This window comes from Streptomyces malaysiensis subsp. malaysiensis (assembly GCF_040653035.1).
Lineage (GTDB): Bacteria > Actinomycetota > Actinomycetes > Streptomycetales > Streptomycetaceae > Streptomyces > Streptomyces malaysiensis.
This window is the reverse complement of sequence record NZ_JBEZNG010000018.1, coordinates 96,670-113,279: the sequence shown is the minus strand read 5'-3', so window position 1 is coordinate 113,279 and position 16,610 is coordinate 96,670. Positions and strand designations below refer to the sequence as shown.

13 protein-coding genes are annotated in these 16,610 nt (G+C 71.2%); 2 read left to right on the top strand and 11 right to left on the bottom strand.

The window, feature by feature from the left end:
• Positions 1–88: 88 nt before the first annotated feature.
• The 7 genes from AB0E24_RS30220 to AB0E24_RS30190 are packed head-to-tail and all read right to left on the bottom strand — an operon-like array spanning position 89 to position 8,799.
• On the bottom strand, positions 89–2,476 hold the full coding sequence (locus AB0E24_RS30220; RefSeq protein WP_359381699.1) for a glycoside hydrolase family 43 protein: 2,388 nt from the start codon (positions 2,474–2,476) through the stop codon (positions 89–91).
• The gene (locus AB0E24_RS30215; RefSeq protein WP_359381696.1) at positions 2,477–3,943 is read right to left on the bottom strand and encodes a sulfatase family protein; all 1,467 of its coding nucleotides are present in this window, start codon (positions 3,941–3,943) and stop codon (positions 2,477–2,479) included. It abuts the gene before it with no gap.
• A complete protein-coding gene (locus AB0E24_RS30210; protein ID WP_093699961.1) occupies positions 3,940–4,920 on the bottom strand; it encodes an aliphatic sulfonate ABC transporter substrate-binding protein in 981 nt (326 codons plus the stop codon). The genes AB0E24_RS30215 and AB0E24_RS30210 overlap by 4 nt, the downstream gene beginning before the upstream one ends.
• A 53-nt stretch (positions 4,921–4,973) precedes the next feature.
• Entirely contained in the window at positions 4,974–5,753 is a 780-nt protein-coding gene (locus AB0E24_RS30205; RefSeq protein ID WP_079256339.1) for an ABC transporter ATP-binding protein, read from the bottom strand.
• Positions 5,750–6,559 carry an ABC transporter permease gene (locus AB0E24_RS30200; protein WP_069867684.1) on the bottom strand — a complete coding sequence of 270 codons (810 nt, stop codon included), beginning with the start codon at positions 6,557–6,559 and terminating at the stop codon, positions 5,750–5,752. The genes AB0E24_RS30205 and AB0E24_RS30200 overlap by 4 nt, the downstream gene beginning before the upstream one ends.
• A 54-nt stretch (positions 6,560–6,613) precedes the next feature.
• Positions 6,614–7,804, bottom strand: a complete 1,191-nt coding sequence (locus AB0E24_RS30195; protein WP_359381832.1) for an ROK family transcriptional regulator — start codon at positions 7,802–7,804, stop codon at positions 6,614–6,616.
• Positions 7,805–7,848: 44 nt separating this feature from the next.
• Positions 7,849–8,799, bottom strand: coding sequence for a formylglycine-generating enzyme family protein (locus tag AB0E24_RS30190; protein ID WP_435865339.1), 951 nt, complete (start codon positions 8,797–8,799; stop codon positions 7,849–7,851).
• 292 nt (positions 8,800–9,091) lie between these two features.
• Between AB0E24_RS30190 and AB0E24_RS30185 the strand changes: the two genes are divergently transcribed.
• Positions 9,092–9,859 carry an NPP1 family protein gene (locus AB0E24_RS30185; RefSeq protein WP_069867686.1) on the top strand — a complete coding sequence of 256 codons (768 nt, stop codon included), beginning with the start codon at positions 9,092–9,094 and terminating at the stop codon, positions 9,857–9,859.
• A 73-nt stretch (positions 9,860–9,932) separates the two neighbouring features.
• Here the strand turns inward: AB0E24_RS30185 and AB0E24_RS30180 are convergent, their stop codons facing one another.
• The 3 genes from AB0E24_RS30180 to AB0E24_RS30170 form a co-directional block, all read right to left on the bottom strand.
• Positions 9,933–10,406, bottom strand: coding sequence for a hypothetical protein (locus tag AB0E24_RS30180; RefSeq protein WP_100808253.1), 474 nt, complete (start codon positions 10,404–10,406; stop codon positions 9,933–9,935).
• A gap of 221 nt (positions 10,407–10,627) precedes the next feature.
• A complete protein-coding gene (locus AB0E24_RS30175) occupies positions 10,628–11,164 on the bottom strand; it encodes a DoxX family protein (protein ID WP_069867688.1) in 537 nt (178 codons plus the stop codon).
• Between the two features lie 52 nt (positions 11,165–11,216).
• Entirely contained in the window at positions 11,217–12,089 is an 873-nt protein-coding gene (locus AB0E24_RS30170) for a polysaccharide deacetylase family protein (protein ID WP_435865338.1), read from the bottom strand.
• Between the two features lie 204 nt (positions 12,090–12,293).
• Here AB0E24_RS30170 and AB0E24_RS30165 point away from each other — a divergent pair, with 204 nt between their 5' ends.
• The gene (locus tag AB0E24_RS30165) at positions 12,294–13,898 is read left to right on the top strand and encodes an APC family permease (protein WP_359381686.1); all 1,605 of its coding nucleotides are present in this window, start codon (positions 12,294–12,296) and stop codon (positions 13,896–13,898) included.
• Here AB0E24_RS30165 and AB0E24_RS30160 read toward each other — a convergent pair.
• A complete protein-coding gene (locus AB0E24_RS30160; RefSeq protein ID WP_359381683.1) occupies positions 13,885–16,443 on the bottom strand; it encodes a polysaccharide lyase family 8 super-sandwich domain-containing protein in 2,559 nt (852 codons plus the stop codon). The genes AB0E24_RS30165 and AB0E24_RS30160 overlap by 14 nt on opposite strands.
• Positions 16,444–16,610 lie beyond the last annotated feature (167 nt).

Genomic DNA, 16,610 nt, shown 5'->3' with positions numbered 1-16,610 from the left:
GCTCTCTCACCTTCTCCGGCCGCCGAAGCGGCCCCCGTCCTCACGTCAACAACGACGATCAGGATAGGACGGGGGCCACGTGGAAGCCTCAGCCGCGATAGGTGCGCACATAGTCGAACCGCGCGATCGCGCCCGCGGTGTTCTGCGCCACCAGGCCGATCCTGAGCCTGCTCACGGTCGGCAGGGTCCAGACGCCGGTGTGCGTCCAGCGCACACCGTCCGTGCTGGTGGCGGCGCACACCTCGGTCTCGTTCCGCGTGGTGTCGGCGTGGTACGACAGCCGCATCCACAGCGTGTCCGCGGGCGGGCCGCCGAACATCGGCCCGTAGGCCACCGGGGTCGGCGGTGTGGTGGTGGGCCGCTCGCCCTCCTTCGCGAACTCGGTGACATGCGTCGCCTTCCCATCTGTGTGGCTCACCGGGAGCACCGCGTGCACCAGCTTGAGGTAGCGGTCGTCGTTCCCGTACAGCACCAGCCCGGCCTGCTGATTGGCCCGCCCCGGGGCGAAGCGGAGCCTGGTCTCCACGGTGTAGTCGCCCGGGGGAGCGTCCCGGGTCAGCACCGACGCGGTATTGGTGCCGAGGTAGAGCTCGGCGCCCTGGGTCGGCCAGGAGAGGGCGCCCTCGGCCATCGTGACCCCGGACGCCGGTCCGCGCACCCATGACCACGGCGAATCCGCGGTGGTGCCGGGGACGGTGGCGGTGTCGAAGTCATCGCTGTAGTCGGGCAGCAGCGGACCCGGCACACGCTCGGGGACACGGGTGGTGACCGGTGTGTGCAGCGCCGCGGCCCCCACGTTGTCGGCGGCCACCCCGGTGCCACGGGCGGCGACGCCGACCTTGCCGGGGCGGACCGCCGCCGCGGGCAGCGCCCGCTCCTGGGTGGCCACCGCGTCCCGCAGCCGGTCCGCGCTCACCTCCACGGTCATCCGGGTGCCGCGTATCTCGGCCGCCACGTTGTGCCAGGTGTCCCAGGCGAAGTCCGGTGGGAGCGGGGTCGTACGGATGCCGCGGCCGTGGCCGTCGATCCGCACGTCCGTCACCAGTGCGTTGCGCTCCCTGTCCAGCCACGCGACCACGAAGTCGTCCGGGCCGGTGTACTCGGCGAGCAGCCCGGCCGCACCGGTGGCCGAGGTGACCCGCAGATCGGCCTCGGCACGCCGGGCCGCCGGGGCGGACCGGTCCGAGACCAGGTGGACGGGGCCGGTGGGATTCCCGCGCGGTGCGACGAAGCCCTGAGCGTCCGGCTCATGTTCGACACCCCAGCCGCCGGTGCCGGAGCCGCCACCGCCGTGCCAGCCCTTCAGCGAACCGTCGTTGAACGTGCCGCCCGCGGCCCAGGAGGCCACCGGGGCCCGCCGCGCGCCCTGGGAGGGGCCGGCCCCGGCCCGTACGACCGGCCAGCCGTCGATCCAGTCCAGCCGGTCCATCAGCATCGGCCGCTTGGACAGCTTCAGCGTGCCGCCCGCGGCCGGTTTCAAGTCCGGGTCGTCGGAGGAGATGGCGTGGTAGACGAGCCAGTCCTGACCGGACAGATCGGTCTGGAGGGCGTTGTGGCCGGGGCCGATCCAGCCGTTGCCGTTGGCGGTGAGCACCACACCGCCCTTGCTGGTGGCGGCCGTCAGCGGGATGCCCTCGTCGTCCACGAACGGCCCGGTCGGGCTGGTCGCCCGGCCGACCTTGACCTGATAGCCGCTGTAGGCGCCGTCGCAGCATCCCGCGTCGGAGTAGAAGAGGTAGTAGTGGCCACCGCGCCGGACGACGAACCCGCCCTCCATCCGGCGGCCCTGCCCCACTTCGGTCACCGCGCCCTCGATGCGGGTGCGGGCGGTGTTCATCTTCGCGACGCAGATCGTGTCGTAGCTGCCCCAGTAGAGATAGGGCTGCCCGCCCTCGTCCGTGAACTGGGCCTGGTCGATGTTGCCGGTGGCGCAGCCGCTCGGCGAGGGCAGCACGGCTCCCCGGTCGGTCCAGGGACCGATGGGGGTGGGCGCGGTCGCCACTCCGACGGTGTTCTCGGCGGACACCGAGTAGTAGAGGGTGTAGTGGCCGTCCACATAGCGGATGTCGGGGGCCCACAGCCGGGCGCCCTTGTGCCAGGCGGGTTTGGTCTCCGGGGTGAAGACCTCACCGGCGTACTCCCAGTGCGCCAGGTCGGCCGAGCGGAGGATGGGCAGCATCCGCTCACCGTCCTCGCCCCCGCTCTGGAACACCGGGTTCTGGGTGCCGTACGCGTACCACAGGCCGTCCTTGCCGCGGATCATCACCGGGTCGGGGAAGGTGTCGACCACTCCGGCCGTCAGGGGGTTGTGATACGTCGGCGCCTCGTGGGGCGTCGTGGGGGTGGGCCGTGCCGGTGCCTCGCGGGCCGGGCGCGCGGCGGCGGTCGCCTGGGCCGCGGGCAGCAGCCCGGCCAGCAGTGCGCACAGCAGCGCGGGGATGAAAGTGCCGGGGTTTCGTCTCGGGCTTCGTCTCATCTACGCGGTCCCTTCCGGCTCGAAGGAGCTCAGGCTCGGGTCGTAGTCGAGGTCCCCGATGTCGAACATCGGGGTCATCCAGTGGTAGAAGTTGTCGCCGCGCTCCCGCAGCAGCTCGTACAGACGGCGCATGAGACGGCGGCGCACGGGCAGCAGCTCGGGGTGTTCATACCGGTTGGCCAGCTCATGGGGGTCGGTGTCCAGGTCGTAGAGCTCGTTGACCGACTCGGGGTTGACGATGAGCTTGTGGCGTTCGTCGCGGATCATCCGCTGCGGATACGGGAAGTGGTGGCCGTGGAACTCGGCGAGCAACTCGCCCGGCCACCGCGGATGTTCGCCCCGCACCAGCGGCACCAGGCTCCTGCTGTCCACGGCGGGTGAGGTGTCGCAGCCCGCGAGGTCCAGGATGGTGGCCGTGCAGTCGGTGAGGCTGACGAACTCCTGGCGGACCTGCGGGGCCGCGCCGGGGATCCGGATGATGCCGGGGATGCGGTAGATGTCCTCGTACATCGCCGGGCCCTTGTCGTGCAGCCGGTGGGCGCCGGTGAACTCGCCGTGGTCGGCGGTGAAGAACACCGAGGTGTCATCGGCCAGTCCGAGCTCGTCGAGGCGGGTGAGGATGCGCCCGATCTGCTCGTCGATCAGCGTGACATAGCCCCAGTAGACCGCGATCAGCTTGCGGGTCACCTCGATGGGGATGGTGTCGAAGGTCCAGTGGGCGCTGTAGTTGCGCTGCACCGGTGGCTTTCCCTCGAAGGTCTCGGCGATCGAGGCGGGCAGCTCCACCAGGTCGGGGTCGTAGGCGTCGAAGTACGCGTCGGGCAGCAGATACGGCAGATGCGGTCCGAAGAAGTGGGTGGCGAGGAAGAACGGCCGACCGGTCGTGGCGTAGCGCTCCAGCTGCTCGATGGCGCGGGTGGCCAGATAGTGCTCGAAGGTGGCCTCCACGGGCTGGTGCAGCCGCGCCGCCAGCAGATTGCCCGGATTGCCGTTGGGGGTGGTGCCGCGGATGGGATCGGATATCCGGTACGGCGGCAGGCCACGCTCCTTCAGGTACGCCGCGTAGTCCGGATGGTCCACGGGGTTGTGCCAGCCCGGCAGATCGGGTCCGTCGAAGCCGTACGAGGCCGCGTTGCGATGGGTGCCGACATGCCACTTGCCGACCAGGCCGAGCTGGTAGTCACGTTCGGCCAGGGCGCCGGGGAAGGCGAAGGCGTCCTCCCGCAGATCCTCCAGATAGCCCACGTTGCGCTCGTAGTTGGCCAGCAGCCGGTGGCGGAAGGGCGCCTGTCCGGTGAGCAGACTGGCGCGGGCCGGGGTGCAGATGGCGGTGGGGGTGTAGAACCGGTCGAAGCGGGTCCCGGTCGCCGCCAGCCGGTCGAGGTTCGGCGTGGCCACCTGCGGATTGCCGTAACAGCCGAGGGTGTCGACGCGGTGCTGATCGGTCATCAGGAACAGCAGGTTCATCGGGCGGCCGCCTTCGTGTAGAGGTCACCGGCGTAGAACGTGGACACGGCGGGCGACTTTTGCAGCTGCCCGGTCCGGACGAAGAAGCGGCTCATGCCGTCCAGCCACTTGTCGACGGTGCCGTCCTTGGTGCCGGCGACGAGTTCGGCGGTCGTCATCGTCTTCACATGCTCCGCGTCCGCCGCCACCTTCGCCTCATCGGCCCCCAGCAGCTTCGCCGCCAGCGCGATGGACTCCTCGGGGTGCGCGGCCCGCCAGTCGTTGGCCTCCTGGAGGACCGCCACCACCTTCCGGTCGCGCTCCGGCTTGCCCTTGGCCGCGGAGACGAACGCGGTGGGGAAGGCGGAACCGGAGAAGTCCTCGGTGCTCGCCACCTCCCTCATCCCCGGCACCTTCCCCTTGATGGTGTCGATGAGGGGGTACCAGATCCCGGCGCCGTCGATCTGCCCGGAGGCGAACGCGGAGACCACGGTGGGCGCGTCCATCGCCACCTTCGAGATGTCCTTCATGGTCATCCCGGCCCGCTGGAGCGCGAGGTTGAGCGCCATCTCACCGGAGGTGCCCTCGGGGACGCCGACCTTCTTGCCCCGCAGACCCCGGATCGAGGTGATACCGGGTCTGGCGATGACCCGGTCGGCGTAGGTGAGCGTATTGATGGCCACGATGGTGGCCTTGCCGGAGGCGGGCAGCCACAGGGCTCCCGGCCCGATGTAGCCGTAGTCCAGATTGCCGGTGCGCAGGGCCTGGATCTGGACCGGGCCGTTGACGAACACCTTGGGCTCGGCGGTCAGGCCGTGTTTCTTCCACAGGCCACGCTCCTCGGCGATCGCCAGCAGGCTCGCGCCGTTGTAGTCGGCGATATAGCCGAACCTGACCGCGGAGCCGCCGCCGCTGCCGGAGGAGGAACACGCCGCTACCGAAAGCGCCGCTCCGGTCGCGGAGAGTGTGTATATGAAGTCGCGTCGGCTCATCCTCATCTCGGGTGGGTCCCTTCGGAATGGGGTGGGATGGGGGAGTGAGGGGGGTGAGGTCAGGCGGCGGAGCCGGCCGGTGACTGGTGGTAGACGTGGGTCCAGACGTCGTTGCGGATCCGGGCGAACTCCGCGGAGAGCCGTATCTCCTCGGTCCGCGGATAGGGCAGGTCCACCTCGATGACCCGGTGGATCCGGCCGGGCCTGGCGGCCATCACGACCACCCGCCCGGCCAGATACACCGCCTCGTCGACGTCGTGCGTGATGAACAGGACGGTGCGCCGCTCCTGAGTCCAGGTGTCCAGCAGCTGGTCCTGCAACTGCACCCGGGTCAGCGCGTCCAGCGCCCCGAACGGCTCGTCCATCAGCAGGACTTCGGGGTCCACGGCGTAGGCCCGGGCGATGGCGCAGCGCTGTTTCATCCCTCCGGAGAGGGTCTTGGGCAGGGCGTCGGCGAAGTCGGCCAGCCCCACCAGCTCGATGGCGTGGTCGGCGCGCCGCCTGCGCTCCGCGGCGGGGACATGTGCCAGCTTCAGCCCGAACTCGACATTGCCGCGCACCGTCAGCCAGGGGAACAGGGCGTACTGCTGGAAGATCACCCCACGGTCCGGGCCGGGTCCGGCGACGGGCGCGCCGTCCACCGTGACCGTGCCGGAGGTGGGCTGCACCAGTCCGGCCACCATGCTCAGCAAGGTGGACTTGCCGCAGCCGGACGGCCCGACGACCGCGACGAACTCCCGGTCCCCGATGTCCAGTGAGACCTGGCCGAGGGCGGTGAAGGTGGTGTTCTTCATCGGGTAGGTCTTGACCACGTCCCGGAAAGAGATCTTGGGGCTCATCGACGCTCCTGCCACGCGGTGAGACGGCGTTCGGCCAGCAGCAACAGCCGGTCCATGACCAGGCCGATGACACCGATGCTGATCAGACCCACGAAGATCGTGGGCACGTCGTAGTAGGTCTGGGCGTGGACCATCTCGAAGCCCAGCCCCTTCTGGGCGCCGATCATCTCGGCCGCCACCACGGTCGCCCAGGCCGCGCCGAGCCCGATGCGCATGCCGACCAGGATGAACGGGGTGGACGCCGGGATGACCACCTTGAGGAAGACGGTCCGGTCCGAGGCGCCCAGGACCCGCGCCGCGTCGATCAGCGTCCGGTCCACGCCGGTCACCCCCTGGAAGGCGGCCACCACACAGGACATGAACGCCGCCAGGAAGATGACGAAGACCTTCGGTGTTTCGCCGATGCCCATCAACACGATCACCAGGGGGATCAGCGCCAGCGGCGGGATCGTGCGGAAGAACTGGACGTACGGCTCCAGCAGCCCCCGGGCCACCGGATACCAGCCCATCAGAAAGCCGACGGGCACGGCGACCAGGGTGCCGAGCGCGAACCCGAGGAGCACCCGCCGCAGGCTGGCCAGCGCGTCCTGGGCGAGGGTTCCGTCGGAGAGCAGTTCCCGCGCCCTGGAGCTCACCGAGAGCGGTCCGGGGATGTCCGCGAGCCCCGCGGCGGCGGTCAGCGCCCAGAGGGCGACGCCCAGGACGAGGGCGATCAGATTGAACACGAGGGGGCGGACGGTACGTCGTGCGCCGCGTGGCGCTTCCGGTGTGGTGGGGGTCTTCTCGGGCGCGGTGACCACCGTCATGGACGCCTCGCGGAGTTCATGGGTCCTCCTCTTCGGCCCGGGGCCGGGCCGGGGTCAGCCCGGAGCGGCCGGGTAATGGCTGAGCAGGGGGGATTCATGCAGGACGAGGGCGATACCGCCCAGGGCGCCACCGGCTTCGCCGAGCGTCGCGGGCCTGAGGTCCACACGGTCCCGTGAGATCGGCATGATGTGTGCGCGCAGCGCTCGTCCGACCGGTTCGAAGAGTGGTGTGCCGGCCGTGGCGAGTTCGCCGCCGAGCACGATCACCCCGGGGCCGACCGCGTTGCACACCGCCGCCAGTACGGTGCCGATATGGGTGCCGGCCGCCTCCAGCGTGCGCAGCGCCACCGGGTCGCCGGCCTCCAGCGCCCCGAGGAGCTCGGCCAGACCGTCCGCGAGTCCGCCCGCGCGGCGGTAGGCGGCGAGCACGGCGCCCACCGAGGCCACCGTCTCCAGGCAGCCGGTGGCGCCGCACGAACATCGTCCGTCGCCCGACTCGACCGCGATATGCCCGAACTCGCCGGACAGCCCGTACGCCCCGCGGTGCAGGGCGCCCGCCACCACCAGCCCGCCGCCCACACCGTGCGACAGCCGCAGATACAGCACATCCCGGCCGCCCGCCGCCGCGCCCCAGGTCGCCTCGGCGAGCGCGGCGAGCCGGGTGTTGTTGTCCACCAGCACCGGGGCCTGGAAACGCTTGCGCAGCAGGGCGGGCAGATCGGTGGACGGCCAGGGTTGCGCGGGCCCCGAGTCCGGATCGCCGACCGGGCCGACCACGCCCACCCCGATGGCGTTCAGCGCGCCCAGCCGCAGGGCGCCGTCGGCGAGTGTGCCGACCAGCCGCTCGGCCAGGGCGATCCGCTCCTCCCAGGGCAGTCCCGGGTCATGCGGTTCACTGGCCGACCCGATCACCTCATGGGCGACATTGACCGCGGAGACATGCACCGCCCGGCGGGCGAAGTCGATGCCGATGGCCTGGCCCGCGCTGGGGTTGAGCGTCAGCGCCTCCACCGGCCGGCCCCGTCTGCGCGGGGCCGTTCCGGGCGCCGTGGCCACCACGGCGCCGCTCTCGATCAGCTCGGTGACGATATCGCTGAGGGTGGTGCGGGAGAGCCCGCTGTGCTGCCCCAGTTCGGCCCGGCTGAGCGGGCCGTGTTTGCGCAACAGCTCCAGTACCAAGTCTTCGTGTCCCCGCCGCAGCCGGGCCAGGGGGCCGTCCTGATGGGGGTGCATGCCGACCAGCATGCGCACGCCGATCTATTACGTCAACACCCCGGAAAAAAGAGGGTTCAGACGTCGCGGACGCAGCGGAAGCCGAGGTTGCCGGTGGAGCTGTCGGGGGTGTTGGAGGTGCGGGCGGCCACGCGGTAGCGGTTGCAGTACGACTGATGGCACAGATAGGAGCCGCCGCGCATCACCTTGCCGATGCCGGTGGCCGGGCCGCTGGGGTCGGTGCGCGGCCGGTCGGTGTGGTCGGTGGACCACCAGTCGGTACACCACTCCCACACATTCCCCGACACGTTGTACAGACCGAACCCATTGGGCTCGAAGGCGTCCACCGGGGCCGTCCCCCGATAGCCGTCCTCGGCCGTGTTCTTGACGGGGAAACGCCCCTGCCAGATGTTGCAGCGGTGCACACCGCCGGGGGTCAGCTCATCGCCCCACGGATACCGGCGCCCCACCAGCCCGCCGCGGGCGGCGTACTCCCACTCGGCCTCGGTGGGCAGCCGGGCCCCGGCCCAACGGCAGTACGCCACCGCGTCGTTCCAGGAGATGTGGACCACCGGGTGGCGGCCCCGCTCGCCGACATCACTGCCCGGCCCCTCCGGCGCCCGCCATGTGGCCCCCTCGACCCCGCACCACCACGGCGTCCCCTCGGGGCGTGGCGCGCCCTTGCGCAGTGCCGCGGGCAGGAACCCGGCGAACACATACGACCAGCCGAACCGTTCGGCCTCGGTGACATGGCCGGTCTCGCGTACGAAACGGGCGAACCGCTCGTTCGTCACCGCGTGCACATCGATCCGGAACGCGGCGACGGTCACCTCCCGGACCGGCCCCTCGCCATCGGCGGGGAAACCCTCCGCGTCCTCGGCGCCCATCAGGAAGGTCCCGCCCGGCAGCGGCACCATGTCCGCGTCGTGGTGGCCGGTCCGCGCCGCGGCCGAGGGGGCGGTGACCGCCGGGCCGCCGCCGCGCGACGGCGCACAACAGCTGGTGGGACGTGCCTGGATACGGTCCATGCGAATCTCTCCCGGGCCTGCGAGACGGTAGCGGGCGTGACGCCCCGCGGAAACGCTGCCCGCGGTCGGCGCCGAGTATTTCACCCGAAACCGGCCGCGGATCCGCCGAGTCCCGCGCCCGGTGCCCGCTCCCCTCCTGTTGCCACCCCATCTCACCTGCTATAGCTGTTGGCTGACTCTTCATCACGGCGACATCTCCCGCCGCCGTCCAAGGAATGCGATCATGCTGACCTGAGCATGCCAACCCCCCACCCCGGTGTGGAGCCACGCCGTGGTCGTTCAGGAGGACGCAGTGAAGAAGAGTTCGCGGATCCGCAGAGTGTCCGCCATCCTCGGCAGCGCCATCGCCCTGGTCGTGGCCTTTCCCGGCAGTGCGCTCGCCGACCCGCCCACGGCGCTGCCCGCCAACGCGGACGGCACGGAGCAGACGTTCCAGCCGGCGTTCGACTACGACACCGACGGCTGCTACCCCACGCCCGCCATCGGCCCCGACGGCACGATCGCGGGCGGGCTCAACCCCAGCGGGGCCCTCAACGGCCAGTGCCGTGACTCCTGGGACCTCGACAACACCAACGGGTACGCCCGCTCCAAGTGCAACAACGGCTGGTGCGCGATCATCTACGGCCTGTACTTCGAGAAGGACCAGGCCGTGGCCGGGAGCGGTCTCGGCGGACACCGCCACGACTGGGAGCACGTCGTGGTGTGGGTGCAGGACAACGAGGCCAAGTACGTCGCCACCTCGGCCCACGGCAAGTTCAACATCTACCCCCGTGACCAGATCCTCTGGGACGGGACCCACCCCAAGGTCGTGTACCACAAGGACGGCCTGAGCACGCACTGCTTCCGCCCGGCGAACACCAACGACGAGCCGCCGGAGAACCACTACCACACCTGGCAGTACCCCGCGCTGGTCGGCTGGAACGGCTACCCCGCCGGGCTGCGCGACAAGCTGAGCCAGGCCGACTTCGGCAGCGCCAACTTCGGTCTCAAGGACAGCGCGTTCAACTCACACCTCGCGGGGGCCAAGCCGTCCGAGATCCCCTTCGACCCCAACGCGTGAGAAACGCCCCCGGGAGGCGAAGCGGTTGGCACCGCCCCCGCCTCCCGGGGCCGGGGTCCGCCCGTCGGCCCGGTCAGCGCCGGGGAGGTCCGGCCGGGGGCGGCTCGACCTCGAGGTAACGGTGGCGGCGCGGGCCCCGGTACTCCAGCGCCTCCCAGCCCAGCCGGCGCAGCACGGCCGCACAGTTCCGCAGCGCGTCCTCCGCCGCGTACCCGGCGCCACTCCCCGGCGGCCCAAGCCACTCGACCCGCACCACCCCGGGACGCTCCGCCGCGCCCAGGCAGTAGCCGGTCGCCGTGCGGTGGCCCTCCGTGTCCATGGCCGACGGCGGAACACCTGCCGCCTCCAGGGCGATGGCCACGGCCCGCACCGGCTGACGCCGCTCCCACTCGGCGGGCACACCTCCGGGGTCGGCGGCGTCGGTGTTCATCAGCCGGCGGATCTGGAGCAGCCCCTCGAAGGCGGTCCGTACCGCGGCCAGGCGGCCCCGGCCGTCGCCGCCGTCGGGGACCTCCGCGGCGCCGGTGGCCACCTCGAACTCCGCCATCCCCTGCCCCCTTCGGACGTGGCGTCCCGTGGCCTCTCAGCCTCCTGGGGCACATTGTGGCCGATGTCCCTGAGCGTCCGGTGGGCGTACGGACCCGCTGATACCACCATGCCCATTCGACCTTGGGCGGCTGCGGTTGCGTGTGCACGGGTGTGACCCCCGCACACCGTACGTCCCCTGCTGTACAGGTGACGCGAGGGGGGGAGCGGAGTGGGCGGTCCCTACTCGAGCAGTTCCTCCTCGTCGACGAGTTCGCGCTCCGCGGTCACCGCCAACCGGCGCTTGATGACCCCGGCCGCCGCCAGCGCGCTCGTGGTGAACGCCGCCGCGATCAGCCAGGGCCGGTCCAGCACATGGCAGGTGAGGTGATCGATGGAGTAGCGGCCGGGCCCCGAGATACCGAGCGCCGCCGCCGAGCAACCGAGCAGGGCCGTGAACTCATAACCGCCGGACGTGGCGAAGAACCCGGCCGGGGCGTGCACCGAGACCGCGCCCGCCATCGTCCCCGCGGCCGCCGCCCCGGCCACGGGAGTGGCGAAGCCGAGCGCGAGCAGCAGCCCGCCGCCCGCCTCGCCCAGCCCGGCCGCCAGGCCACTGGTCCGCCCCGGGCGGAAGCCCATCGCCTCCATGCTCTCGCCGGTGCGGGCCAGCCCGTCGCCGCCGAACCAGCCGAAGAGCTTCTGCGTGCCGTGTGCGACCAGGACCCCGCCCACGCCGAGGCGCAGTGCGAGCAGTCCCAGATCCTTGCGCTGGGGCATGGGGTCTCCTCCGCTCCCGTACGGGCAACACCACGGGCGGGCGCCCGGAGTCTCACCCAGTCTCGGTACGCGTCCCCGGGCCCGCCGTCGCTGCTACGCCATCGGAGTGCATCAGCTCCGTCGTGGTGACCGTGCGCAGCCCGCGCCGGCGCAGCCCGTCGAGGACCGCGGGAAGCGCGGTCAGGGTCCCGGTGTGGCCGAAGTGCAGACTTACCACGGAACCGGCGCGGACCTGGCCGAGGACCGCGTCCCGCACCGCGTCGGGCCCCGGGTCCTGGAAGTCGAGGGAGTCCACGTCGTAGGAGAGGACGTGCGGATATCCGGCGCGGTCCGCCAGGCGCGTCACGAGATCGGTGGCGGTACGGGCCTGGGACGGCCGGAACCAGCTGCCGATGGTCCCGGTGAGGCGGCGCAGCCGGTCCGCGCACTCGGTGATCTCCGCGTACGCCTCGTCGGCGGGCAGTGCGCACACGGCGCGGTGCCGCATGGTGTGGTTGCCCAGCTCATGGCCGCCGTCCAGGATCCGCCGGGCCATCTCCGGGCGCTCGTCGAGCCAGGTGCCGACCGCGAGGACGGTGACCCGGGCCCCGGCCCGCTCGGCCTCGGACAACAGCGAGCGGGCGAGCTCCGGGTCGCCCTGGCCGTGGAAGGTGAGGGCCACCGCGCCGCCACCGCGCGGCCCGTGGGTGATCTGTGGTGGCAGTCCGGGGAAGCGCGCCGGTCCGCGCGGCGCGTGTCCGGCGGGCGTGGCCCGGTCCGAGGCCACACCGGAGGAGGGCGCATCGGTGGGACCGGCCGGTCTGGACGACGCGGGGTCGGCGGGGTGGCCGCAGCCGACACCGCAGGTCGTGGCCGCCACGACACCGCTCGCGGACCGCAGCACAGCACGGCGGGAAGGAGGGGAGGGAGGGGACACCTGAAGCATGAGAACACGCCCCCGGCCGATATCTGGCGATTTCTCTCTGGTGAGGGGTGTTTTTCCGTCGATCGCCGCGCAGGGGCCCTTACCGAGCTCCGGGGCGGGTCGACGGACCCCGTCCGCACGCATGGCACGCTGGGGTTTTCGTACGTTCACGCACTGTCTGTTCACGCACCACCTGCTCACGCGCCACCGAGGAGACGAGTCACCGTGCCGCAGAACGACCCCCCGGAGTCCATCGCCGCACCGGCGGTGCTCGCGGAGGAGCGACGACTCCACAAGGACCTCGGATTCTGGGCCCTGACCGCGATCGGGTTCTCCAACATTCTGGGGTCCGGGTGGCTGTTCGCGGCCATGTACGCCGCGCAGACCGCGGGGCCCGCCGCCCTGCTGTCCTGGATCGCGGCGGGTGTGCTGTGCGCCCTGATCGCCCTGGTCATGGTGGAGCTCGGCGCCACCCGCCCGGAGGGCGGCGGCACCGTGCGCTGGCCGCTGTACGCCAGCGGACGGCTGGTCGGCACGATGATCGGCTGGTCGGTGCTGCTCTCGGTGGGCGGTACGGCGGCCGAGATCAGCGCGATCATGCAGTACGCCGCGCACTATCTGCCGGGGCTCTACAGCGGTGGCACCCTGACCGTCCCGGGCCTCGCCGTGGCCGTCGCGCTGAGTGTCGTGCTGACGGCGTGCAACTGGTTCGCCGTGCGGATATTCGCCCGGCTGAACAATCTGATCTCGGTGTTCAAGGTCATCGTGCCCATCGTCACGATCGTCGCGCTGTTCCTGTCCGGTACCCACTCCGGACGCCTCACCGAGCACGGCGGTTTCGCACCGTACGGCTACGCGGCCTGCCTGACCGCGCTCGCCGGTGGCGGCATCGTGTACTCCGTCAACGGCTTCCAGGCCCCGCTCGACTTCTCCGGGGAGGCCCGCAACCCGCGCCGTAACGTACCGGCCGCGGTGCTCACCGGCATCGGCCTCGCCGTGCTGGTCTACCTCGGGCTCCAGCTGGCCTTCCTCTTCACGGTGCCCGATGCGCTGCTGGGCCACGGCTGGAAGGGAGTCGACTTCGAGTCGCCCTTCGGGCAGCTCGCCCTGGTGCTCAATCTCCACTGGCTGGCCACGCTGCTCTACGCCGACGCCGTGATCTCACCGGGCGGATCGGCGTACGTGGGCGTGGCCATCGACGCCCGCCATACATACGCCCTGGCCAAGAACGGTCTGCTGCCCCGCGTCTTCATGCGCATCCACCCCCGGTCCGGGGTGGCGCGCCGGGCGTTGCTGCTCAACCTCGCGGTCATCGTCGTCTTCATGCTGCCCTTCGGCGGCTGGCAGGACATCGTGAGTGTGATGGGCGATATGTATTTGCTGATCTACGCGGCCTCGGCGGTCGCCGTCGCGGTGTTCCGGGCACATGACCGGGAGCGGGGAGTGGCTCTGGCCGAGGGCCAGGTGCCGGGGGTGCGCTGGATCGCACCGCTGAGCTTCGTGGTGGCCACCGAGTTCGTCTACTGGTCGGGCTGGCACGATCTGCGGCTCGCCCTGCCGTTCGTGCTGCTGGGCGCGGTGCTGTTCCTGTTTCAGCGCCGTGCGGATGGAGGCGCCTCCCTGGGGGTGGAGCTGCGGCGTGGCGCCTGGCTGGTCGTCCATCTGGCCGCGCTGACCGCGCTGTCGTGGCTGGGCACCTTCGGCGGTTCCGCTCGCCTCCCGGCGCCGTACGACACCCTGGTGGTGGGTGTCCTGGCGCTCGCCGTGTTCGGGTGGGCGGTCCGCGCGGGCGCCCAGCACCTGCGGACCTCGCAGATCAGCGCAGCGTAGCGGTGAAGCTGCGGCCGTAGGCATGGCGGGTGGTGACGACGATCCGGGTGCCCCCGGGGACCCGGCCCACCCGGACGCCGTCGTCCGCCGCCACGGCCCGCATCCTCCGCCCCCGGATGACCACCGGGACCGTGTCGCGTTCGGTGGTCGGATCGGACACCGCTATCGCCACGGTGCCGTCCTGCCTCTCCCGCAGCAGCACCGAGCCGGGCCCGCGCACCCATAGCCGCCCGGCGCGGTGGGTGCCGGGGGTGAAGGCGTTGAGCGCGGTGATGCGCAGGTCCCGGTGGACCACGGCCTGGAGCCGGGTGGTGTTGGCCAGGACGGTGAGCGGACGGCGGGCGTAGGCGGCCAGTTGGTGTTCGGTGGCGTTGGGGACGAGGGCGTACGCCATCGAGGTGTGCGGCGCGCCGGCCGAACGCTCCACGGTGACGGCGAAGAGCTGTTTGGTCACCGGGAGGTCGGGGTTGGACAGGCGCACGGCGCGGCGGCTGCGGGTGACGGTGTCGAGCGTGACGGTGGGCGGTGGCCCGTCGAGGAAGACATATCCGACCGAGGCGGCCCGCGTGGCATTGGCGTACCGCAGCCATTCGAGCGGGGCCGTGCCGGTGCCGGACCAGGGGGCGCCGCCGCGCAGCCGCCCGGTGAGGGCGAGGGTGTCCGAGGGGGCGGCGATCCGGGTGTCGAGGGTCGTCGTCACCGCGCGGCCGGCGGTGTCGCCGACGCCCGCGGCCAGTACCACGATCTCGTCGTCGAACAGGAACCACGACTTGGTGGCATCGGCGTCGCGGTACACCACGAAGTCGTCGGGGAGGCCGCCCGACTGCTTCGCCGCGTACGCCACATCGTCGGACTGGACGAACCCCGCCACACCGTACGGGCCCAGGGCGGCGCCACCGGAGAACGGGTGGGTGCTCCGGGGGAAGTAGACATAGGTGTTCTGCGCCTCCGACGAGGAGGTGAAGCCGCGCTCGGGGTTGTCGTACCAGAGCGTGCCGTACAGCTCGGGGACGGTGTGGCGGGTCTCCACCGGCGCGGTGACACCGGCGAGGCGGTGGGGCGGGACGGTGGTGAGGTAGTCGATGCCGAACGCCTGGGTCTGGTCCTGGCCGGACAGATACAGATGGTGGGCGCCGTCCCCCTGGAACCAGGGCATCAGGTTCTCGCCGCTCATGTACTCGTACCGGCTGATCCTGGACGAGCTCCGGGCCAGGGCGAAGGCGTAGCCGGGGCGCCGGTGGACGGTTCTGTCCATGGCGTTGAACGCGACATGGCGCTCGGCGGGCCCGAGGTCCCGGGCCGGGATCGAGGCGTCGGCGAGGATGTCGGCGTAAGCCGCGATGCTCACCGGGGACACGAAGGCCGAGGGGTCGAGCGTGGCCTTCGAGGTCTGCCGCAGATACGCCACATAGCCCTTCAGCGCCGTGGCGTCGGCGCCGGTGGCGTGGGCGGAGAGGCCCACCACGGCCTCCACCACCTCGGCCGTATCGGCGTACCCCGTCGCCGGCCGGGACACCCCGCGCCCCTTGACGATCTCCATCAGCCAGCCCTCGAAGATCAGCGGTGCGAAGCCGTCCACCACCCACCCCTGGGCGACTCGCACCAGCCGGTCATCTGCCGTATAGCCGGTGCCGTCGAGCATCTTGATGGTCTGCACGACGCGGGTGAGCAGCCCCCTGCCGTAGGAGCCGGTATAGGCCACGGAGGCGTGCTGGATGAAGGAGCCGTCGGCGTAGAAGCCGTCGGTGACACCGTGCCGGAGGTCGTACGGGTCGATGGTCGCCAGGACGGTCAGCTGGTCGGCGACGGCCTTGGTGATCCGGGCGTCGTCGCCGAGGACGGCGCCCTGGAGGACGCGGTTGGTGGTGATGTCGGCGAGGTTGGCGCCGGTGTGGAAACGTGAGTCGAGGTCGACGTCACCGTCCTTGCCGTTGCGCAGATACGCGTCCATCGAGGCGACGTAGGTGGCGGCGAGTTCGGGCCGGTAGGCGGCGAGTTCGTCCGCGAGCAGCGCCAGCGTCTTGCTGACGTGGGTGGAGATGCCGATCTCCCAGGTGAACCAGTTGCCGTAGTAGCCCTTCGACTGGTCGCCGTAGTAGTGCTCATGGAGCCATATCAGCCCGTCGATGACGCGCCGCTGGACGCCGGTGTCACCGGCCGGTCCGGACGGTGTGCCGCCTTCCGGTGTGCGGGTGGCGAGGGCGATCTCATAGAGGTACTGGTACGAGGTGACCAGGTTGGGATCGCTCGTGCCCAGTGGGACGCCCTGGAAGAGCTCGCCCTGCCCGGCGCGGTCCATCGCGGTGAGGCGGGAGCGGGCGGTCGTGGCGATGGACGCGAGTTTGGCGCGCACCTCGGGGCGGGCGCCTACGTCCGGTGTTCCGGCGAAGGCGGCCACGGTGTTCTCGATCAGCCGGGTGTGAGCCGTCCCGGTCGCCCGACCTCCCGCCGTCCCACCGGTCGCGGCCGCGCGAAGCGGCAGGGCCATGGCCGCCAGGGCGGCGGCCGGGAGCGTGGAGACGAGAGCACGACGTGAGAGGGGCACGGGCACGCTCCAACGGTCGACGGGATCCGATGGGGGAACCGCCGCACCATTCAAGCAACCCCGGCACCCCCTGTCACGGGACCGGAAGCGGGGAACCTGGGCAGCTGCATGTCGCCAATATGGGTAACAGAATCGTTGACAATCTTGTTGGCCTAGATTTACCTTCG